The 21,987-nt window shown below is 62.6% G+C and carries 15 protein-coding genes; 5 read left to right on the top strand and 10 right to left on the bottom strand.

The window, feature by feature from the left end; translation table 11 throughout:
• Positions 1-49: 49 nt before the first annotated feature.
• From glmU to BFQ01_RS21445, 4 genes are all read left to right on the top strand, one after another.
• A complete protein-coding gene (gene glmU / locus BFQ01_RS21460; protein ID WP_065926801.1) occupies positions 50-1,417 on the top strand; it encodes a bifunctional UDP-N-acetylglucosamine diphosphorylase/glucosamine-1-phosphate N-acetyltransferase GlmU in 1,368 nt (455 codons plus the stop codon).
• Between the two features lie 227 nt (positions 1,418-1,644).
• Positions 1,645-2,412, top strand: a complete 768-nt coding sequence (locus BFQ01_RS21455; RefSeq protein ID WP_027608178.1) for a DeoR/GlpR family DNA-binding transcription regulator — start codon at positions 1,645-1,647, stop codon at positions 2,410-2,412.
• A gap of 10 nt (positions 2,413-2,422) precedes the next feature.
• On the top strand, positions 2,423-4,255 hold the full coding sequence (glmS, locus tag BFQ01_RS21450) for a glutamine--fructose-6-phosphate transaminase (isomerizing) (protein ID WP_065926800.1): 1,833 nt from the start codon (positions 2,423-2,425) through the stop codon (positions 4,253-4,255).
• Positions 4,256-4,315: 60 nt separating this feature from the next.
• Positions 4,316-4,693, top strand: coding sequence for a hypothetical protein (locus BFQ01_RS21445; protein ID WP_065926799.1), 378 nt, complete (start codon positions 4,316-4,318; stop codon positions 4,691-4,693).
• On the opposite strand, the gene pbpC is transcribed toward BFQ01_RS21445, so the two are convergent.
• From pbpC to BFQ01_RS21395, 10 genes are all read right to left on the bottom strand, one after another.
• Positions 4,690-6,987 carry a penicillin-binding protein 1C gene (gene pbpC, locus BFQ01_RS21440; RefSeq protein WP_065926798.1) on the bottom strand — a complete coding sequence of 766 codons (2,298 nt, stop codon included), beginning with the start codon at positions 6,985-6,987 and terminating at the stop codon, positions 4,690-4,692. The genes BFQ01_RS21445 and pbpC overlap by 4 nt on opposite strands.
• Positions 6,968-12,772 (bottom strand): alpha-2-macroglobulin, encoded by a 5,805-nt coding sequence (locus BFQ01_RS21435; protein WP_065926797.1) that lies wholly within the window; start codon positions 12,770-12,772, stop codon positions 6,968-6,970. The genes pbpC and BFQ01_RS21435 overlap by 20 nt, the downstream gene beginning before the upstream one ends.
• 94 nt (positions 12,773-12,866) lie before the next feature.
• Positions 12,867-13,454, bottom strand: a complete 588-nt coding sequence (locus tag BFQ01_RS21430; protein WP_065926796.1) for a mobile mystery protein B — start codon at positions 13,452-13,454, stop codon at positions 12,867-12,869.
• Positions 13,445-13,909, bottom strand: coding sequence for a helix-turn-helix domain-containing protein (locus BFQ01_RS21425; RefSeq protein WP_065926795.1), 465 nt, complete (start codon positions 13,907-13,909; stop codon positions 13,445-13,447). The genes BFQ01_RS21430 and BFQ01_RS21425 overlap by 10 nt, the downstream gene beginning before the upstream one ends.
• Positions 13,910-14,070: 161 nt before the next feature.
• Positions 14,071-15,003 carry a phosphatidate cytidylyltransferase gene (locus BFQ01_RS21420; RefSeq protein WP_032885177.1) on the bottom strand — a complete coding sequence of 311 codons (933 nt, stop codon included), beginning with the start codon at positions 15,001-15,003 and terminating at the stop codon, positions 14,071-14,073.
• A gap of 1 nt (position 15,004) precedes the next feature.
• Positions 15,005-15,625 (bottom strand): lysophospholipid acyltransferase family protein, encoded by a 621-nt coding sequence (locus BFQ01_RS21415; protein WP_027608186.1) that lies wholly within the window; start codon positions 15,623-15,625, stop codon positions 15,005-15,007.
• Between the two features lie 9 nt (positions 15,626-15,634).
• Positions 15,635-16,078, bottom strand: coding sequence for a hypothetical protein (locus BFQ01_RS21410; RefSeq protein WP_065926794.1), 444 nt, complete (start codon positions 16,076-16,078; stop codon positions 15,635-15,637).
• Positions 16,068-17,366: a phosphatase PAP2/dual specificity phosphatase family protein gene (locus BFQ01_RS21405; RefSeq protein WP_065926793.1), complete on the bottom strand. Its 1,299-nt coding sequence runs from the start codon at positions 17,364-17,366 to the stop codon at positions 16,068-16,070. Before BFQ01_RS21405 ends, BFQ01_RS21410 begins: the two co-directional genes overlap by 11 nt.
• 2 nt (positions 17,367-17,368) lie before the next feature.
• Positions 17,369-19,123 carry a bifunctional alpha/beta hydrolase/class I SAM-dependent methyltransferase gene (locus tag BFQ01_RS21400; RefSeq protein WP_065926792.1) on the bottom strand — a complete coding sequence of 585 codons (1,755 nt, stop codon included), beginning with the start codon at positions 19,121-19,123 and terminating at the stop codon, positions 17,369-17,371.
• Positions 19,124-19,133: 10 nt separating this feature from the next.
• Positions 19,134-19,757 (bottom strand): CDP-alcohol phosphatidyltransferase family protein, encoded by a 624-nt coding sequence (locus tag BFQ01_RS21395; RefSeq protein ID WP_065926791.1) that lies wholly within the window; start codon positions 19,755-19,757, stop codon positions 19,134-19,136.
• A gap of 317 nt (positions 19,758-20,074) precedes the next feature.
• Between BFQ01_RS21395 and hflK the strand changes: the two genes are divergently transcribed.
• Positions 20,075-21,979: a protease modulator HflK gene (gene hflK / locus BFQ01_RS21390; RefSeq protein WP_065926790.1), complete on the top strand. Its 1,905-nt coding sequence runs from the start codon at positions 20,075-20,077 to the stop codon at positions 21,977-21,979.
• The last annotated feature ends 8 nt before the right edge of the window (positions 21,980-21,987 follow it).

Here is a 21,987-nt window from a genome sequence, read left to right as displayed (position 1 = left end):
AAACACATCTTTGGTCTGAAGCCGGACCGCCCAGGATTGGTAGCCATTCATGTCTCTTGAAATCGTCATTCTCGCCGCAGGCCAGGGCACCCGCATGCGTTCGGCCTTGCCCAAGGTGCTGCACCCGGTCGCGGGCAATTCCATGCTTGGGCATGTTATCCACAGCGCTCGTCAATTGGACCCACAACGTATCCACGTGGTGATCGGCCACGGTGCTGATGTGGTGCGCGAGCGCCTGGCGGCGGATGACCTGAATTTCGTATTACAGGACAAACAACTGGGCACCGGCCACGCCACCGCGCAAGCTGTGCCGTTCATTACCGCTGACACCGTGCTGATCCTCTACGGTGACGTGCCGCTGATCGAAGTGGAAACCCTGCAACGCCTGCTCAAGCATGTGGCGCCCGGCCAGATGGGCCTGCTCACCGTTGAGCTGGATGACCCCACCGGTTACGGGCGCATCGTGCGCGGTGCCGACGGCAAGGTCGCGGCGATCGTCGAGCACAAGGACGCCAGTGAAGCCCAGCGGGCTATCACCGAAGGCAACACCGGCATCCTTGCGGTGCCTGCCAATAAGCTCGCCGACTGGATGAGCCGCCTGTCCAACAACAACGCCCAGGGCGAGTACTACCTCACCGACGTGATCGAGATGGCCGTGAGTGATGGCCTGCTGGTCGCCACCGAACAGCCCCACGACCCCATGGAAGTGCAGGGCGCCAATGATCGCAAGCAGCTTGCAGAGCTCGAGCGTCACTACCAACTGCGTGAAGGCCGCCGCCTGATGGCCCAGGGCGTGACCCTGCGCGACCCTGCGCGTTTTGACGTCCGCGGTGAGGTCACCGTGGGCCGCGATGTGCTGATCGACATCAACGTGATCCTTGAAGGCCGCGTGATCATCGAAGACGACGTGGTCATTGGCCCGAACTGCGTGATCAAGGACAGCACCCTGCGCAAGGGCGTGGTGATCAAGGCCAACAGCCATATCGACGGCGCCGTAATGGGCGAGGGCAGCGATGCCGGTCCGTTTGCGCGGTTGCGTCCGGGCACTGTGATGGGCGCCAGGGCGCACGTCGGCAATTTCGTCGAACTGAAAAACGCGCAAATGGGCGACGACGCCAAGGCCGGTCACCTGGCTTACCTGGGGGATGCGGTGATCGGTGCGCGCAGCAACATCGGCGCTGGCGCGATCACCTGCAACTACGACGGTGCCAACAAGTACCAGACCACCATTGGCGAGGACGTATTCATCGGCTCGAATAATTCGCTGATTGCACCTGTAACGATCGGCGATGGTTCGAACACTGCCGCGGGCTCAACCATCAACCAGGATGTGGATAAGTCCCAACTGGCCGTGGCCCGTGCACGCCAACGTAACATCGATGGCTGGAAACGCCCGGTCAAAATCAAAAAGACCTGAGTTATCCACAGCCTCATCAGCAGCGCTATCCAAATGTGGGAGGGGCTTGCCCCCGATGGCGGATTTTCAGTCAATGTTTTAGTCGACTGATCTCCTGCAATCGGGGGCAAGCCCCTTCCCACATTTGTCGTGCGTTGCTTGAAAAATCTGTTTCCGACGCTTGACGATATCTTCTCAATAGGTTTTGATTGCCTTCGTTATCTTTCGAAACGAAACTTATCATCGCCATGTCGAAACGAAATACACCCCAACGACGCCACAACATCCTGACCTTGCTCAACGAACAGGGCGAAGTCAGCGTGGACGAACTGGCCAAGCGTTTCGAAACCTCGGAAGTCACTATCCGCAAGGACTTGGCCGCGCTCGAAAGTAACGGCCTGTTGCTGCGTCGTTATGGTGGCGCGATCACCATGCCTCAGGAACTGGTCGGCGACCCCGCCCAACCGGTCTCGGCCTACAAACGTGCGATCGCCCGTGCTGCGGTGATGCGTTTGCGTGAACACGCCCGCATCATCATCGACAGCGGCAGCACCACCGCCGCCATGATCCCGGAACTGGGCCACCAGCCCGGCCTGGTGGTCATGACCAACTCCCTGCACGTGGCCAGCGCCTTGAGCGAACTGGAACACGAACCGGTGCTGTTGATGACCGGCGGCACCTGGGACCCGCATTCGGACTCGTTCCAGGGCCAGGTCGCCGAGCAGGTGTTGCGTTCCTACGACTTTGATCAACTGTTCATCGGCGCCGACGGTATCGATCTGCAGCGTGGCACCACCACCTTCAACGAATTACTGGGCCTGAGCCGTGTGATGGCCGAGGTCGCCCGTGAAGTGGTGGTGATGGTCGAATCCGACAAGATCGGCCGCAAGATTCCCAACCTGGAACTGCCCTGGAGCAGCGTCCATACCCTTATTACCGATGATCGCCTGCCGCTTGAGGCCCGCGACCAGATCCAAGCCCGCGGCATTACGCTGATATGCGCGGCAATCATCTAGGAGAAGCACCATGTGTGGAATTGTTGGCGCAGTCGCCGAACGTAACGTAACGGCCATCCTGCTTGAAGGCCTCAAGCGCCTGGAATACCGCGGCTACGACAGCGCGGGCGTGGCCGTCTTCACCAACGCGGGCAAGCTTGAGCGCATGCGCCGCCCAGGCAAGGTCAGCGAGTTGGAGCAGGCGTTGGCCGGCGAGCCGCTGGTAGGTCGCCTGGGGATTGCCCACACCCGCTGGGCTACCCACGGCGCACCGTGCGAGCGTAATGCCCACCCGCACTTCTCCGGTGACTTGGCGGTGGTGCACAACGGCATCATCGAAAACCACGAAGTGCTGCGCGAACAGCTCAAGAGCATGGGCTACGTGTTCACCTCGGACACCGACACCGAAGTCATCGCCCACCTGCTCAACCACAAGCTCAAGGACCACAGCGACCTGACCGCCGCCCTCAAGGCCACGGTCAAGGAACTGCACGGCGCCTATGGTCTGGCCGTGGTCAGCGCCAGCCAACCGGACCGTGTGGTCGCCGCCCGCAGTGGCAGCCCGCTGGTGATCGGCCTGGGCCTGGGTGAGAACTTCCTCGCCTCCGACCAACTGGCCCTGCGCCAGGTGACCGACCGCTTCATGTACCTGGAGGAGGGCGATATTGCTGACATTCGCCGTGAAAGCGTGGCGATCTGGGACGTGAACGGTAATTCCGTCGAACGCGAAGCCGTGCAATATCGCGACGGTGCCGAGGCCGCCGACAAAGGCGAGTTCCGCCACTTCATGCTCAAGGAAATCCACGAACAGCCATCCGTGGTGCAACGCACCCTGGAAGGCCGCCTTGGCGACAAGCAAGTGCTGGTCAACGCCTTCGGCCCCCAGGCCGCCGAGCTGTTCGCCAAAGTGCGCAATGTGCAGATCGTGGCCTGTGGCACCAGCTACCACGCCGGTATGGTTGCCCGTTACTGGCTGGAAGAACTGGCCGGCATCCCGTGCCAGGTCGAAGTCGCCAGTGAGTTCCGCTACCGCAAGGTGGTGGTGCAGCCCGATACCCTGTTCGTGACCATCTCCCAGTCCGGCGAAACCGCCGACACCCTGGCCGCGCTGCGCAATGCCAAGGAACTGGGTTTCCTCGCCAGCCTGGCGATCTGCAACGTCAGCATCAGCTCCCTGGTGCGTGAGTCCGACCTGACCCTGCTGACCCAGGCCGGTCGCGAAATCGGTGTGGCCTCCACCAAAGCGTTCACCACCCAGTTGGTTGGCCTGTTGCTGCTGACCCTGTCCCTGGGCCAGGTTCGCGGCACCTTGGCTGCTGGCGTCGAAGCCACCCTGGTGGAAGAACTGCGCCGCCTGCCGACCCGCCTGGGCGAAGCCTTGGCCATGGACAGCACCGTGGAAAAAGTCGCCGAGCTGTTCGCCGACAAGAACCACACTCTGTTCCTCGGCCGTGGCGCGCAGTACCCGGTGGCGATGGAAGGCTCGCTGAAGCTCAAGGAAATTTCGTACATCCACGCCGAAGCCTACCCGGCCGGTGAGCTCAAACACGGCCCGTTGGCCCTGGTGGACGACGACATGCCGGTGGTCACCGTAGCGCCGAACAACGAACTGCTGGAGAAGCTCAAGTCCAACCTGCAGGAAGTCCGCGCCCGTGGCGGCCAACTGATCGTGTTCGCCGACGAAAAAGCCGGCATGACCAACGGCGAAGGCACCCACGTCATCAACATGCCGCACATCCACGACACCCTGTCGCCGATCCTCTACACCATCCCGCTGCAACTGCTGTCGTACTACGTCGCCGTGCTCAAAGGCACCGACGTTGACCAGCCGCGTAACCTGGCGAAGTCGGTGACGGTGGAGTAACCCGCTCCACCCTGGAGGCCCGCCCGGGTCTCCAGGTACCCGCGAAAGGACGCGCCTTCGATGAACCCCCCCTCGCAAATCCACGAGCGTTTGCACAACCGCCGATTCACCGTCGCCAATAACACCCACGGGCTATCCGGCGCGGGTACGGTGTTTCATTACCTTGTCGAGGGCGATGCCATTTCCGGTACCTACCAAGGCGGCCGAATTCGCCTGGGTACGCAGGTCGGCCGCGTCACAGGCCCGGACGCTATCGAGCTGCTGTATCAGTGCCTGACGCTGGAAGGTGAGCTGCTGGCCGGCTGGTCGCGGGGCATCATCGGTGTCGATGCTGCCGGGCGTACTACGCTGAGTTTCGTGTGGGGTTGGTTGTCGGGGGCGACGGGAGGTGGGGAGTCGAACTACGTGGAGCTTGCAGAGTGTGATGGCCACTCCTAAGGCACAAACTCCACCCTCAACCCCCGACTCGCACTGCGTCCCTGATCATCACTGACCCGCAGCCGATACTCCCCCGACTTGCCCGGCCGCCAGTTCAATGTGGCTTGCGGCGGGCCCTGCCCGATCAAGGTTTGATCAGCAAACCAGTACAGCGTCGCCGCATCGCTGGCCGCATTCGCGTTCAGCGGGATGCTTTCCTGGGGGGCGGACAGGCGCAACTGATAACTCACTTGAGTCAGCGGCGAACGGATCTGCGGGGCTTCGCTCTGGTCGCTGATGCGGCTGGGCTGGCAGTTTTTCAGCACGTTGGGTGGCGTGCGGCGGGGCAGGCCGGCGGCGCGGTACAGGCGTTGTATGTCGCTGGGCCAGAATTCGAAGACTTCCTCGCGGGTGTATTGCGCCTCGAACGGCGGGCACGCGGCTTTGCCGGTACGGGTGTCGATCAGTACCGGGCGGTGCAGGTTGGACACGCGAATCGGTGAAACACCGGGGATGTACCAGGTCTTGCGGGTTTGCGGGCACCAGCGGTTGGGCAACTCGCCCGAGGCGGCGCAGACGTCGATGCGCACCAGGCCGGCGGGTGGTTTGTCGGCCTTGATCACGACGTTGGGCAAGGCCAGGGGCAGGGCGTCGGCGATACGGAAGAACAGCGGCGCGGCGGTCTTGACACCGATAAACGCCGGGTTGGGGCGACCATCGAAGTTGCCCACCCACACCACCAGCACGTAAGGGCCGACCAGGCCCGCGCTCCACGCATCATGGAACCCCCAGGACGTGCCGGTTTTCCAGGCGGTGCGCCAGTGCCGCGCGGGCAGGCCATCCGGTCGCGGGTTGCGGCGCAGCATGTCGCGCACCATGAAGGCCGCCTGCGGGGTGAGGAGTTGCGGGCCGGTGGCCTGGGGCTGCTCCTGCAGATAGCGCAACGGCCGCAGATGGCCGTCGCCCGCCAGCATCACGTACAGCCGCGCCAGTTCCTCGGGTGTCATCTCACCGCCACCGAGGGCCAGGGCCAGGCCGTAATGGCTTTCACCGCGCAGGCCCTTGATCCCCGCGCGTTGCAACAAACCATACAACGACGGCGACTTCACCTGGCTGGCCAACCACACCGCCGGGATATTGCGGCTACGGATCAATGCATCCCGTGCGGTCAGAGGCCCGACAAAACTGCCGTCGAAATTTTCCGGCTGGAAGTAGCCGAAGTTACTGGGCAAATCCTTGAGGATACTCATGGGGTGGATCACCCCTTGATCCAGCGCCAGCCCGTAGAGAAACGGCTTGAGGGTCGACCCTGGAGAACGGCGTGACAATACGCCGTTGACCTGGCCGTGGATGCCTGTGGATAAGTAATCCGCCGAGCCCACCAGCGCCTTGACGCTTTGGTCGTGGCTGTCGATCAGGATGGCCGTGGCATTTTCCACACCGGTGCTGCGCCGCTCGGCTATAAAGCCGCTGATCAGGCGTTCGAGCAGTTGCTGCAGGGGCAGGTTGAGGGTGCTGTTGAGTTCGTTGCCGGGCTGGGAGGCCAACAGCTGCTCGCTCAGATGCGGCGCCAGAAACGGGATCTGCTGGCGGTTGCGGGCTTCCAGGGGCAGCTCGAGCAAACTGGCGTTACGCGGGTCTTGTGGATACGTTTCGCGCCAGTCATTCATCAAGCGCAGTCGCGCATTTTGCAGCGACGGTCCGAAGCGCGCGCGCCGCCCCGGCTGCTGAGGAATCACCGCCAGCGCCAAGGCTTCGGACAACGACAACTGCGCTGCCGCCTTGCCGAAGTAGATGCGACTGGCCGCTTCGGCGCCTTCGATATTGCCGCCCATGGGCGCCAGGTTCAGGTACGCCTCGAGGATGTCGTGCTTGCTGTAGCGCGCTTCCAGCCACAAGGCCAACGCCATCTGCTGCAATTTGCCGGGTACCTGGCGGGTGTTGAGATCCCACAGGCGCCGTGCCAGTTGCATGCTCAAGGTCGAGCCGCCCTGGCGTTGGCCGCCGCTGTAGGTGGCCAGGGCCGCGCGCAGCAACGCCGGGGGATTGATCCCCGGGTGCCAATGGAAATTGCGGTCTTCCTTGAGCAGCAAGGCCTCCACCAGTGACGGCGAGATGCGCTCCAGCGGCAGCCATAAGCGGTATTGGCCGTCATCCGCCAGGGTCATGCGCAGCAGCGAACCGTCATCGGCCAGCACCACCCGTGACGACGTAACAGCCTGTTCCAGCGGAGCGTGGGGCCACAGCCGCAGCCCCGCCAGCACCAGCGCCGCTGCCAGCAGCGGCGCCAGGCGTTTAAGGCTTGGTAATTTCAAGCTGGCCTACTTTGCCGCGCCCTTGCAGGGTGGGTTCGTACATGCCTTCGGCGTAGGCCGGTGGCGTATTGAACGTGCCGGCGTTGGTGGCGCGCACGCGATAGACGAAGGTGCCTACGTCGCGCAGTGCCGTGCCGTACAACACCACCCGATCATCACGCACATCCACATAGTCAGGCTGCCAGTTGCTCAGCTCGGTTTCGCCGATGGGCGCTTGCCAGGCATCGGCTTCTTGTTCGCTTTCTTCTACGTATTCGGACGCTTCGCCTTCACTTTCCTCGCTGCTGGCGGCTTCCGGCTCCGGCGGCAAGTTATACACAGGCTCGACGCCACCGGGCAGCAGGTCGACCACCGCCACTTGCTGCACCTGGTCACGGTCGGTGGCCCGCAGGCGCAAGCGCACCAGGAACTCATCGCCCACCGCCACTGTGCTCACCGGCTCGCCTTTGAGGTCGAGGTATTCGTGGATGATCTCCAGCCCGTTGTTGATCGGCTTGAGCTTGGCACCCTTATCGAAACCGGCTTCGCTGAGCATGTAGAACGCCGCCGGGCCGTCGGATTTTTCCATCAGCAGTTTTTGCGTGGCGCCCGGTACCGCCGCGCGGGGTGGCTGGCCGGCCATTTCCAGCAATTGTTGCTGCTTGTCGCCCAGCCAGGCAGTGGCCTTGAGGGTCATATCGCTTTGCGCGCGCTGGCCGTAGTTGTCCAAGGCCCGCAGTAACAGCGCCGCCGACAGCGAGTTGTAGCGCTGTTCGTTGAGGCGCTTGCCGAGTTTATCCAGCAGGGCGGTAGGAACATTGTCCAGCAACTCGGGGAAATGGCGAGCGAGCAGATGCAGGTGCTCGGCATCGTGGACCAGCGGGTCGTAATACAGGCCGTCGCTGTCCCACTTATCCACAAGCGAACGCCAAGGGATCTTGCGGAACAAGGTGTCGGCCTGGCGATCCTGCTTGAGCAGTTTGTAGCTGGCCGCCAAGTAGGCGGCGCCCAAGTCGTTCTGCCAGCTGTCCTTGAAGTAGCTTTCGTAGCGTTCGCGGATATCGCTCAAGGCGCCGCTCACCAGAATCCCCTGACGACTCAACAAGTAACTGGCGTAGGCGCGGTTGCGCAATTCAGACAGGCCTTCGCTCGGGCCGTTGGCCAGGTCCGTCAGATAGCTGTTGGCGCGCACCAGCAGGTCTTCCGGCACCGGTAGCCCGCGTTCCTTGGCTTCGATCAGGAAATCGGTGGCATATAGGCTGGCGTAGGGCGCTACGTCCGGGTTGGCGGCCCACAAACCGAAACCACCTGCCTGGTTCTGGCGCTGGCGCAACATGCGCACCGCGCTGCTGAAGGCCTGTTCTGCCTCGGGTGCGGTACCGCCCCAGATCAACGCCGGCATGGCCTTGGACACCAGTTGCTCGGTGCAGGCATAGCCGTAGTCATCCAGGTAATGCTTGAGGCCGTTGGCCCATACCAGCGGCGAGGCCGCCACACCCAGTTGCACATCGCGCAACTGGCTGAACAGTTCACGGGTGGGCTTGAGCTCTTTGCTGGCGCTGTCGAAACGACCCAGGCTCAGGGCCACGCGATGCTCGCTCAGAGGGCGAATCGAAGTGGTTTCCGCCACCTGGATCCGCTTGCCATCCGGCAACACGGCGACAAAGCGCAAATCCGCCGAACCGAGGGTTTCGCCGACCTTGATCTTGAACTCGGCGGTGCCCTCCTTGCGCGGTTGCAGGGACAAGGTGCTGGCTTTGTCGCCCTGCACCACCAGGCCGGCGCTGGTCTGCACTTCAAACTTCACGTTCGCCGCCGCCTCGAGGTTGCTGAATACCCCGGCGCTGACGTTGAACACATCACCCGGCGCCACGAAAGCCGGCACGTTCGGCGTGATGACAATCGGGCCACGGACCTCGGTATTGGCCTCGCTGACGCCCACGCTGTCGGCGTCCACAGCCACCGCGAACAGGTGCAGCTTGCCGTTGAAGCTGTCCGGCACCTGGTAATGCAGCACGGTTTCACCGGCGGGCAAGTCCACCAGCCCGGACCACCAGGCCACTGGCGGCTGATGTTTACGCTTGAACGGGTTGAGGTGATTAGCCAGGGCGCCTTCCGTATCGCCACCGGGCGCCGCCCCACTGAGCAGGCGGCTGAATTCCGGCAGGATCAGGTCAAGGATCTGACTGGTGCCGACTTCCAGCGCACGTTTCTGGAAGAAGAAACCCAGCGGGTCCGGCGTCTGGTAGCGCGCTACCTGCAAGATGCCTTCGTCCACTGCATACACCACAGCACGGCCGGGGCGGTCGGCGTTGACCTTGATGTCGAGGGTCTGTCCCGGCTCTATTTTCGCCGGGCCCTCGACCTTCAACGCCATGCGCCGCGCATCCAGGTTGATGCTGAACGGCACCACCCCGTAGGACAGCGGGCTCATGTAGACCTCGGACGAGCCGATGTCGCGCACAAACTGCACGTTGACGTAGGCATTGCCCTCAAGCCCCGCAGGCACGCGGATATGTTGCACGCTGTTGGTACTGTCGGCCTTGAACCACTGCTGGGTGTAGACCTTGTCCCGCTCGATGGTGATCAGCCCCGCACCGGTGTAAGGCGCGCGGATGCTGATCGCGATCTCATCGCCGGTGGCGTAGCTGCGTTTATCCAGGCGCAGTTGCAGCTCGGCATTGCGCTCCAGGGAGCGCGAGGTGTTGCCGCGTCCGGCCACGCTGTAGTCGATCTGGTTGAGCAGGTTGCCGTTGGCGTCCTTCACTTGGAGGGTGAAATCGCCAGGGGTGGCGGTGTTCAGGGCCTGCCTGGCGCCGTCCTTGGTCATCACCAGCGGAGAGGCCGGTTGGCTGATGTTCTTGATGCGCGACTCGTACTTGTAGGTGCCGTTGGACTGTTTCACCAGTACCGACACGTAGCGGTGCTCGACCACTTCGCTGGTCAGGCCATCCACCGCCAGCGGGGTGAGGTCTGGCGCGACGGCCAGCCATTGCACCTGGCGCGGGGCGTCCTTGGCGACGTACGACAGCGAGTCCTGACTTTTCACACCCACAAGGTAGGGCGCGGACGACACCAGCAAGGCACTTTGCGCCGCCACGTTACGGCCCCCTTCGGCCTCGAAGACCTGGGTCATCACTTGCAAGCGATAGGTGCTGTTGGCGAAGCGTTGCAGGTTGAGGTCGAGTACGGCCTGGCCGTTGTCGTCGACGGTGGTTTCGGCCAGGTCTTCGGTGCTGGCCTCTTCCAGGGAATCGTTGAGGCGGAAACGGTAGTCGGGGTAACGCTCGAATGCCGCGAGCGTCGGGCTCAGGGACATCTTCGCAGTGACGCGACGGCCGGCCGCCGGGGCGCCGAACAGGTGCATCGCGGTGACCTTGGCCACCACCTGGTCCGGTGGAATCCAGCCCTGTACCGGGGTGTCGTGCAGGCTCAGGCTGACCTTCATGCGGTCCGGTTCGAAATCGCGGACCTTGAAGCTGACACTGCCGAGGTCGGTGCGGGTCTGTTTCTGGCCAATCAACTGCAAGGTCGCGGTGTAGTCACCGGCGGGGGCGACTTCGCTGCTGGGGAAATCAAAGGTTTCAAAACCGCTGGCGGACAGCTTCAGCGGCTGGCGAATCACTTCAAGGCCGCGCGGGTCGGTGATCTGCAGCTCCACGGGCAGGCCTTGCAGGGCACCTTTCCAGTTGCCGCTGCGCACGATCATGCCCAGGTGCGCGGTCTCGCCAGGGCGGTAGAGGCCACGGTCGGTGAACAGGTAGGCGCTGAGGCGATCAATCGCGCCGTCTTCTTCCAAACCGCCTACGTCGAAGCGCGACAAATCCAGCTGCTGGGACTGACGGGCGATCGGCAGGAACGACTGGTCGTTGCCGCGAGTGACCACATACATCAGCGGCGTTTTCTCACGGCGCAGTTCATCCAGCTTGGCGAAATGCACGTGGCCTTCGCCGTCGGTGTGGCCGCTGCTCACGGGCAGACCGTTGCGGCCAATGATGTCGACCTGGGCGTCGGACACCGGCGAACCGTTGCCGATGGATTGCACATACACGTCATGGCTGCCATCGCTGGAGCGCTTGGCGATGATGCCGAGGTCGGTGACCACGATAAAGCGCAGGTCAGAGGTGGTGCTGCGCGAATAGTCGAACGTGCGCTCGGCCGGCTCATCCTGAGGGCTGAGCTTGAGCACGAAAATGCCGCGACGGCCTCCGTTGGCGGTGAGGTAGTGGCTCAGATCGACGTTGTCATAGACGGTTTTCGCCGGGTCCGAGGACGACAGCGCAATATCCAGGGACTGGCGTTCAACCATGCGGTCGAAGTACTCGTTGCCGAAATTGGGCCGGGCAAAGCTGCCGCTGCTCTGGTCCACCAGGTGCTGCAATTGGTTGGGCAGCAAGCGCGCGATTTCCACATGGGCGCCAGGTACACCACGGGCCATGAAACCCAGGCGTTTTTCGCCATTGAGGCTGAGCAACGCGCCGTCGGAGAGGAACTGCAAGGTGCGCGGATAAGCCGGCATGCTGATCAGCGAGGCCGTAGGGTTTTTCGCCAGGTAGCCACCGATGGCTTCCAGGTTGGCGGGCACGCGCACATACAGCGCACGGCCGGCCGGGGCCTTGAACTTGAAGGCATGCAGGGTATTCAGTGGTTCGACGCTGGGCACGTGGGTCAGCGTGACCTTGGTACTGCGGGCCAGCAGGGCGTCGTCGATGTCGTTGCTGTTATAGGGACGGGTGTCGTCCTGGGCCTTTTCCGGCAACAGCCAGGCCTGGACCTTACCGGCAATGGTCTCATCGGCCACGGCACTGGAGCTGCTGAACATCAACACCGGCTCAGGCTCGCCGCGTTCGTTATCCACAAAGCTCACTTCGGCGCCGGTAAAGGTCAGGCGATAGCGGCCGGGCACGGTGACTTCCGCCACCAGCGGCGCGGTGCTGGCGTTGCCGCCGTCGCGGGCCTTGATGCCTTCATCCAGCTTGGCGCTGACCGGCGTGCTTTCCAGCGGTGTGGCCAGGGCGGCGGAGCGCACGTAGGCGTTCAGCCTGGTCTCGTCGAAGCTGATGTCCGGGCGGTTGGGCAACTGGGCGTCGCGGTAGGCCAGGCCTTTGCCGAGGGTGACCGAAACGCGCTTGCGCAGGCTGTCTTCATCGACCGGGTGGGAAAAATGGAAGGTCGCCACCAGTTGTTTCATCGTCGGGTTCGACGGGTCTTGATACAACTCGTTGTGTGTCAGGGTGGCGCGGAACGGCTGGGTGGAGAACTGGCTGCTGTACTGACTGAGCAGTACGCCATCGGCCAGCAAACCTTTCCTGGCCAGATCAAGGGTGTAACCCGCTTCGATAGGCCAGTCTTTCTCCGGCACGAACAGCAGCGTGCGGTCATCGGACCAACGCCAGCTCCCGGCCACATTGGGTTTGAGGGTGATGCCTTCGGTGACCGGCTTGCCAATGGCGGCCAGCGGGGCCACCGATTCGGCAAAACGCACTTGCAAGTTATCCACAACCGGCGGTTGCTGGGTGTAGTCCGTCAGGTTGGGTTTGTGCAGCGAATAGCCCACGGTATGGGGCTGCGGCAGGTTGGAGTACCAGTGCCAGCCGTAGAAGCCAGCGGCCGCCAGCAGCACCAGGCCCAATACGCCGGCACCGGCCTGGCGCGGATAAGCGCGGGCTTTGTTACCCAGGTTCGCCAGGCCACGGCCGATGGCGCGCAGCCACAGCGGCGGATGCCATTGGCCGAAAACGGCCCCCACCACAGTCAGAAACACACCGACAACACGACGGCTGATGGCTTTGAGCGAATCGAACATGGTGAGCATCCCTGGCTAAGTGCGGCGTATCTTACACGCGTCTTTGATACAAAAGATGACACCGATACGCCGCACGGCGGGGATGTTTACCGAGTCAGCTGCGCACGAATGCCAACAGCAGCGCGTAATCATTGGCGTCGGCAGCGCGAAGCGCCTGGATGTAGCGTTGGCGAACTTCGTTCACGATCACCAGGTTACCGCGCCCCCAGGAGAAGGGAGCAAGACCACATTGCCTCAGCAGGCAATCGGTCATGAGGCGAGCATGTCTACCGTTGCCATTGGGGAAAGCGTGTAGCCACACAAGTCGATGATGAAAGCGCACGGCAATCTCTTCTGGCGGGAATATGTTGTGCTCCAGCCAGTAAGCCACGTTGTCGAGCAATTGACGCAAGTTGACGGCAATCTGTGTCCAGTCACAGCCAATGTTTTTATCTGATTTTCGGAAAGTACCGGCCCACTTCCAAGTGTCGTCGAACATTTTCACGTGGAGTTCGCGGCAGAAATGATCATTCAGCACATCCAGCTTTTTTTGCCGAGCTACCCAACGCGAGGCTTTGAGGATGTTTTGCGCCTCCCATTCATCCAATTCGCCTTGGGTGGCGATGTGTCTCGGTTTCAGCCCAGCGACTTCGTCCGGATCGAGCGGGGTTTGACCTGGTTTAAGTTCCAGTTCTATTGCCATAGGCGTGTCCATGGACCGTCGAGCAATTCTTTGCGACGTTCATCAATCTGACGTTCGATGAAGGCATCAGAAGGACGTTGATCTTCGAGGCTCATGGAATGTGCGACGCCTAGGATTTCTTGCTTGGCCATGAGTTCAGCTCGGTCTCGGATGACTTCATGCAGGGGCTTTTTGGGGACCAGGCCGTACACGAGTTCACAGTCCAGTGCTGCTGCTAGCTTTCTCAGCTGTGCAAGCGATATCCGATCTTCAGCTTCGGAACGCTCGGACTTGGTCAACGTCACTGAAGACACGCCCGCCATTTCGGCCTGGGCTCTTAATGAGCGACCCAACGATTCTCTGATAGACCGCAACCATCCGCCTGGCGGAACGGGTGCGCCTTTAACGGTGTTAAAGGGTTCAATAGCGCGTTCTACTTGAGAAAGGCGCAGCTTGTAGAGGTTGGAAGTACCCATGGTGAAAGACCTTTGTAAGCCTATAGGCTATCAATATTGAAATAAATATTAGCCTATAGGCATACAGTAAGCACAAAAAATAAGCCTATAAGCTAACAAAATACAGGATTCTGTTTGCCTATAGGCTTACAAAGCAATTCCATTTGTTAGCTTTCAGAAGTTCAGGTCCACCAGTAGCGCACGAGGTGGAAGAAAATCGGCGCCGCAAAACACACCGAATCCAGCCGATCCAGCATCCCGCCGTGGCCTTCGATCATATGCCCCCAATCCTTCACCCCCCGGTCGCGCTTGATCGCCGACATGACGATGCCGCCAGCGAAGCCGAGCAGGTTGATCAGCAAGGCGATCAGGAACGACTGCCACGGGTTGAACGGCGTGGTCCACCACAGCGCCGCACCGATCAGGGATGACAGCAAAATCCCGCCGACAAAGCCTTCCACTGTTTTGGATGGCGACAGGTTGGGCGCGATCTTGTGTTTGCCGAACAGCTTGCCGCACACGTACTGCAGCACGTCCGAGAGTTGCACCACGATCACCAGGTAGGCGATCAGCAGCAGGTTGCGGCCTTCGTAGCCGGGGATGTCGAGGGTCAGCAGGGCGGGCACGAACGACACGCAGAACACTGCGATCATCAGCCCCCATTGCACTTTGGAGGCGCGTTCGAGGAAGTGCGTGGTGTCGCCGCCCAGGGAGGCGAGGATCGGCAGCAGCAGGAACACGTACACCGGGATAAAGATCGAGAACAACCCGTACCAGTCCGAGTAGATCAGCAGGTATTGCAACGGCAATGCCAGGTAGAACGCGGCCACCAGGGCCGGGTAGTCGCTGCGCCGGGTCGGCGTGAGGGTGAGGAATTCGCGCAGGGCGTAGAACGACACCGCGTAGAACAGCAGGATCACCGCACCGGTACCGAGCCAGAAGGCGATACCGATGACCACCACCATCACCCACCAAGCGTTGATGCGGGCGTTGAGGTTGTCGATCACGGCATTGGGGGTGCCACGGGTGCGCAGTTTGAGGATCAGGCCGATCAGCGAGGCGAGCACCAGTATCGCGCCGATGCCGCCGAATAACATCAGGGTTTGGCTATCCATCTCAGGAATGCTCCGGGGCGAGGGCGAGCAGGGCGTCGCGGGTTCGGGCAAGGAACGCGGCTTTGTCTTCGCCTTCTTCCAATTGCAAGGGAGCGCCGAAGCTGGTGGTGCACAGCAAAGGCAACGGCAGCACGCGGCCCTTGGGCATGACCCGGTTGAGGTTGGCGATCCACACCGGGATCAATTCGGCCTGTGGGTAACTTTTGGCCAGATGGTAGATGCCGCTTTTGAACGGCAGCAAGCCGTCCTCCAGGTTGCGCGTGCCCTCGGGAAAGATGATCAGCGAGTCGCCGCCTTCCAGCGCCGCGAGCATGGGCTGCAGGGGGTTATCCACAGGGTCCTTGCGCTCGCGGTCGATCAGCACGCCATTGAACACGCGGTTGATGATGTAGCGTCGCAGGGCGCTTTTATTCCAGTAATCGCTGCCGGCCACCGGGCGCGTGAATTTGCGCAGGTTCTGCGGCAGCGAGGCCCACAGCAGTACGAAGTCGCCGTGGCTGCTGTGGTTGGCGAAATAGATACGTTGCACCGGCACTGGCGCGCAACCCAGCCACAGGCTGCGGGCGCCGGTGACGGTGCGGGCCATGGAGGTAATCAGCGTGGCGACCACGGGTTCGAACATGGGGATTCCTTATGCGGCGAAAGGCAGCCAGGGGCTGGCGAGGATCACGGCGAGGGTCAGCAGCGCTTGCGCGCCCAGCAGCCAGGCTTGTTTGCGCAGCAATTTGAGGGCGCCGCGACGGCGCTCGTCCCAGGGCCGGTCGGCCCGCTTGGGCGATTGCAGGCCAAGGGTTTGCAGGGCTTGATCGAGGTCCGCCGTGCGCTCTATGTCGCGGGCCAGCAGGGCGAACAGGTCGGCATCAAAGGCCACCCGCAGCGCCCAGTACTTTTGCAGCAGCCCCAGGATAATCATCCACAGGCTGAGCAGCAGGCAGATGCTTGAAACACTCGCCATCAGCAACTGGGCCAGGCCGAATAACACCCCGGCCACGGTCAGGCCTGTGGATAACTGATCCAGTGAACGGCCACGGCGCAGCAGGCTGGCGACCACCTGGAGTTCCATATCAGCGGGCATGGGGCAAACCCTCCAATGCTTGACGATGAGCAGGATGCAGGACCACATGGGCCCGCGCTGTACGAATAATAGCCAGCGCCTGGTCCACCGTGGCAGCGCGCCCACTGTGCAGCAGCCAGGCGGCGACGGCGGTGGCACTGCGCGAATAGCCGAGGGCGCAGCACACCAGCACCGGGCCGCTTGCACGCAGGCGCTCGATGGCCTCGGCGGCTTGCTGGCAGTCGGCGGGTGTCGGGGCGATCAGGTCCAGCACCGGGATGCTTTGATACGCGCGGCCCTGTGGATTAATCGGCAATTCGGCACAGAGGTCGACGATGGCGCTGAATGAATTCTGCTCTTTCGCACTGGGAATCCGACCAAGCCACACGTTATCCACAATCAGGTCCGGCTGTGGATGTTTGCGTGTCCACAGGCGCGAATTTATCCACGCACCGGCCAGGTAGGGGGCATACAGCCAGCGCGCCGCGGGTGTGAGCCGGCCATCGCTGCGTTTCTGAAAGCCCGACGCGCCGAGCACCAGGTAATTCGCCTTGATCAAGCCCAGGGACACCGCCGGCCAGAGCAGCCATAACCAGCCGCCGCCCAGGGAAAACGCCAGAATCGCCAGTGCCAAGGCTCCCAGGCCGTAGCGCAGGCCCACGCGCCAGCGCTTCGAATCCCGGGTCAGCCGTGCATTCAGCAAGGGGCTGGGGTGTTCCACCGGCCACAGCCACACGCATATCCAGCCGGCGAGGGCGCCTGTGGGTAAGTCGATAAAGTGATGTTGATAAGTGGTCAGCACCGAAATACCGATCAAGGCGAACCAGCCATGCACCAGCCAGCGCCATAACCCTTGGGTGTGGCGCTGATACATGACCCACAGGATCACCAGCAGCGCGATATGCAGCGAGGGCGCCTGGTTGAACGGTTTGTCGAAACCCGCCAGCACGGCAAACAGCCAGCCGAACACACCATCCAGCTCCGGCCGCTCGAAGGTGAAGCGCAGCGGCCAGATCAGGAAGCAACTCACGGCGATGACCTGCGCGCTCAGCAGGCGCAGCGCGTGTTGCTTCAGCTCATGGCGGCTGTTGGGCAGCAGCAGGGAGAAACCGTAAAGCAGGTCGATGGACCAATAGGGCACGATGGTCCAGGCCCAGAACGGCATATGGGTTTCCCAGCCGAACACCAGGGTGCCGACATCGCTGCGCTGGCTGGTGACCCAGGTGGCGAAGCCGTAGGTGCTGAAAAACAGCGGCGCCAACAGCAGCAGCCACAGCACCGCTGGTTTCAATAGACCGGGTTCGCGCATGGTCAGATCTTCTGGGCCAGGGACACGGTAAAGATGCCCCACTCATCCACACGTTGGGTGATCTTGCGAAAGCCCGCGGCTTCTACCAGTTGGTCCATTTCCGCCTGGCTGCGACGGCGCATCACCCAGGCCTGGCCCTGGCGATGGCTGGTCAGTGCGCGGGCGATCAGTTCCAGTTGCGGGTGCCATGGCTGGCCGGTGTAGACCAGGTAACCGCCGGGCTCCACGGCTTCGGCCAGGCCGGCCAACGAACCGCCGACCATGGCGTTATCGGCAAACAATTCATACAGCCCGGACACCACCGCCAGCGTCGGCTTGGGTTGCAGTGCCGCCAAATCCAAGCGGTCAAACGCATCGCCTTTGACGAACTGCGCGACGTCTCCCAGGCCCTTCTCACGAATCAGCGCGCCACCGTCGCGCACGTTGATGTCGCTGTAGTCGCGCAGCAGGATCGATTCCGGCAGCGGCGACACGCCCTGCAAGGCTTCAAGAATGTAGCGCCCGTGGCCGGCGGCGATGTCGACGATGCGCACTTCGCGCTGTTCATCCCTCAGCTTGGCCATGGCCAGGCGCAGCAGTTCCTCGACGTTCAGCTTGCGCTGGCGAATACCGCGCCAGCCGATGGAGTTGAGGTAGTTGGTGTCGATCATGCGGCCCAGCCTGCCTTTGCCGGTGGGCGTGTTGCGGTACACGTAGTCCAGGGTGCTGCCGGAGTCGAAGCCGGTGTCGAAGCCCAGCTTGACGCCGTCCGACAGGTTCTTGCCCAGGCCCATGCTGGCGCGGGTCAGGCGCCAGTACAGGTCGCGCAGGGAATTGCGCGGCAAGGGCGCAGCGAGGGATTCGGATTCGGCGCAGGTGGCGCCCAGTTTGTCGGCGTCCAGCAGGGACGCACGGTCCAGCGGGTGTGCGAAGTTCTGCAGGATAAAGCGCCTGGCGCTGCTCACGGCCACCGCGCGGTCACGCTCGCCGAGGGTGTCGTGGAAAAAACCGGGGAGGATATGCAGTTCTTTTTTCAGGCTGCCAAGGCGGTCGAAAAATTGCTGCTGGGGTTTGCGGTGCACCACAAAATCGGCGCCCGAGACCAGCAGTTGGGTCGGCACCTGGATCGCCTGGGCATCGGCGACAACCCGGTCGGCGGCTTCGTACAGGCCCAGCAGCACGTTCACCGAGATGGCCTTGGTGATCAACGGGTCGCTGTCGTAGGACGCCACGCGCTCCGGGTCATGGCTGAGGAACTTGGCCTTGACGTAGCTGTTGACGAAGAAGTTGCCGCGAAACCTGCGCATGAGCGCCAGGCCCGGCCGGGCAAAGGGCACGTACAGCTTGACCTTGAACGCCGGGGACGCCAGCACCAGGGCGCGGATTTTCGGCGCGTAGTCATGCACCCAGGTGGCTGCGATCACCGCGCCGACACTTTGGGCAATCACGGCACAGTCTTCTTCCTCGATGCCATAGGTGGCGCCGATATGGTCGCGGAAGGTCTGCACATCACGGGCGCTGGTGGCGAAGCTCGGGCTGTCGCCGCGTTCGCCGGGCGATTGGCCGTGACCGCGGGAGTCCCAGGTGAAGAAGTCGAACTGCGGCAAGTCCAGTTCATCCACCAGGTGCGCGATACGCCCCGAGTGCTCATGGCCGCGATGGAACAGCAGGATCGCCTTGCGCGGCTCGCCGTCCGCCGGCGCGCTGGCCGGCCAATGACGGTAGAAAAGCTCGACGCCGTCATGGGTACTGAAGGTGTGCTCTTGCTGTTCGCGCATTGCAAAATCCTTATGCAGAAGGGGAGATAGGTTGTTCTTCTTTCAAGCCCTGGCGCACCCGGTTGACCAGGGTGTAGGCGAGCAGGGCGGCGACCAGCCACATCACCGTGTCGATCCAACCGGCGCCGAGCCAGCCCAGCGCCACACCAGTGGCCAGCACGCCGAGGACAAACGCGCGGTCACTCTTGCCCATCGGCCCGTCATAGCGCCGTGACGCGCCGACCATCGGCCCCAGCACCCCGGCGTATTCGCTGAACACCGCCAGCAGCGCTACCAGCAGCACCGGCACCAGGCTCACGCCGGGGATCAGCGCGAAGGGCAGGATCAGCGCACTGTCGGCAATCACGTCGCACAATTCATTGAGGTAGGCACCCAGGCGCGACTGCTGGCCGAACTCCCGGGCGAGCATGCCGTCGATGGCGTTGAGGGCCATGCGCAGGATCATCCACAGCGGGATCAGCGCAAACAGCCACAGGTGTTGGGCGAAGCTGGCGATCAACAGGCCGACCAGCAGAGAAATAACCCCGGCCAGCACGGTGATCTGGTTGGCCGTGGTGCCATTGTCATAGAGGCGCTGCACGAGTGGGCGCAGCAGGTTCTGAAACCGCGGTTTGAGCTGATAGATCGAAATCATGGGGGTGACGCTTCCTTGTCCGAGAGCCCGCGAAAAACTGTCTGGAGTGTGCCGATTATTCATGGCCTATACCAGTGATGGCGCGTGTTTATGGGGGTTTAGTCACGATCTGGAAAGCACTGAGGGACAAATGTGGGAGGGGGCTTGCCCCGATGGCGGTCTACCTGTTGATGCATATGCCGGCTGACCCACAGCCATCGGGAACAAGCCCCCTTCCACAGGAGATTTTTGCCATGTTCAAAAACCCTGTTTAACGAACAAAAATTTCACGCCACGTGTTATATCGTAACGAATTGTGTACAAGCGGGCGTGAGTGGATGCAAGTGGATCTAGAGGCGGACGGCGCTTCGGTTGAAGGCCTGCCGCGTTTTCAGCAAGGGCTGTTCCATGCCCGCCGATTGCGGCAAGCCGGTATCAGCCTGACAGTACTGGCCGTAGTCGGTTGGGTGCTGGCGTTGTTTGTCGCGCTGTTTGCACCGTTGTCGATCTGGCCGGTGGTGTTGATCAACTGCGCATCGGCCCTGCTGGTGCTGGTGGCAGGGCTGCAGTCGGCGTGGTGGGTGGCCGATTGGCGGGCCCAGGGGCTGGAGGCGCCGGCGGCCGAATTACCTGTTGAAGAAACGGGCCGCTACGCACGCCTTGTGGAGCGCTTTGGCCGGCAGATCGGCGCCCCTGTCTTGTGGCTGGGCGGCTGGTCGCTGCTGGCGCTGGTCAGCATCATCGAATTCTGGAACCTGGGCCTGCCCTCGGCGCCTGTCGGCCAAGCGGCCAGCGTGGGGGCTGCGTTGGCCTTGGCCCTGGCGTTTGGCTTGTTGGTGTTCGAACGGCGCCTGGCTCAGGAAACCACGGCCCAGTGGCCGGAAGCCGCGCAACTGGCGCAGTTGAGTCGGGTGGCGATTATCTGCCTGGTGGTCAGTGCCATTTGCCTGCTGTTTGCCGGGGCCGAGTCGGTCTGGCCGTTGCGCCTGGCGGTGCTGGTGGGGCTGTTGCCGGCGCTGGTGGCGGTGGAGTTTCTATTAAGAGGCCTGCTGTCGCTGTTCAGCCCGCGCCAGCCGCGCCTTGAACCACGCCTGATGGCGCAGAGTTTCATCGCCGGGTTGCTGCGCTGGCCGCCACAACCGCTGCTGGCGTTGCAGCACGAATTACACAACCGTTTCGGCATCGACCTGCGCCAGATCTGGGCGTTTACCTACATGCGCCGCGCGTTTTTGCCGGTGTTGCTGGTGGTGCTGGCGGTCGGCTGGGCGCTGACCGGTGTGCATGAAGTGCCCCTGCAAGGCCGTGGGATTTATGAGCGCTTTGGCAAACCCGTCAAGGTGTTCGGCCCTGGCCTGCATGCCGGGTTGCCGTGGCCTTTGGGCCGTGTGTTAAGCATCGAGAACGGCGTGGTGCATGAGTTGGCCACCAGCGTCAGCGAGGCCGCCGCACCGGAGTTGGCGCCTGCCGAAGGCCCGGCACCGCTGGTTGCCAATCGGCTGTGGGATGCCAGCCATGTGAATGACAAATCCCAGGTGATCGCCAGCAGCAGCGGCGACAAGCAGAGCTTCCAGATCGTCAATATGGATGTGCGCTTCGTTTACCGCATCGGCCTCACCGACCAGGCCGCACTCGCCGCCACCTATAACAGCGCGGATGTGCCGACCCTGATCCGCAGCACCGCCAGCCGCATCCTGGTACACGATTTTGCCTCGCGTACCCTCGACGAATTGCTCGGCGAACAACGCACGCGCCTGGCCGACGAAATCGGCCGCGCCGTGCAGGCGGATTTGCAGACACTCGACAGCGGTGTGGAAATCCTCGCCACTGTCGTGGAAGCCATCCACCCACCGGCCGGCGCCGCCAATGCCTACCACGGCGTGCAAGCCGCGCAGATCGGCGCCCAGGCCCTGATCTCCCGCGAGCGCGGCGCCGCCAGCGAACACACCAACCAGGCCTTGCTGCAAGCCAGCACCGCCCGCGACCAGGCCTTGGCCACCGCCCGCGAAGTGAATGCCGGTGCCCAAGCGGCCGACCTGCGCTTTACCGCCGAACAAAAGGCCTACGCCGCGGCCGGTCGGGCCTTTGTGCTGGAACAGTACCTGGGCCAACTCAGCCTGGGTCTGGCCCACGCCAAGCTGCTTATTCTGGATCACCGCCTGGGCGCCGATGGCGCGCCGACGATTGATCTGCGTTCTTTTACTTTGCCGGCCGACCCTTCGCTGCCGCGTAAAGCCGTTCAATAAGGAGTCTG

The organism is Pseudomonas sp. 8 R 14 (assembly GCF_900005955.1).
Lineage (GTDB): Bacteria > Pseudomonadota > Gammaproteobacteria > Pseudomonadales > Pseudomonadaceae > Aquipseudomonas > Aquipseudomonas marginalis.
Note: the sequence above shows the minus strand (reverse complement) of the source record. Positions and strands in the feature narration are given on the sequence as shown.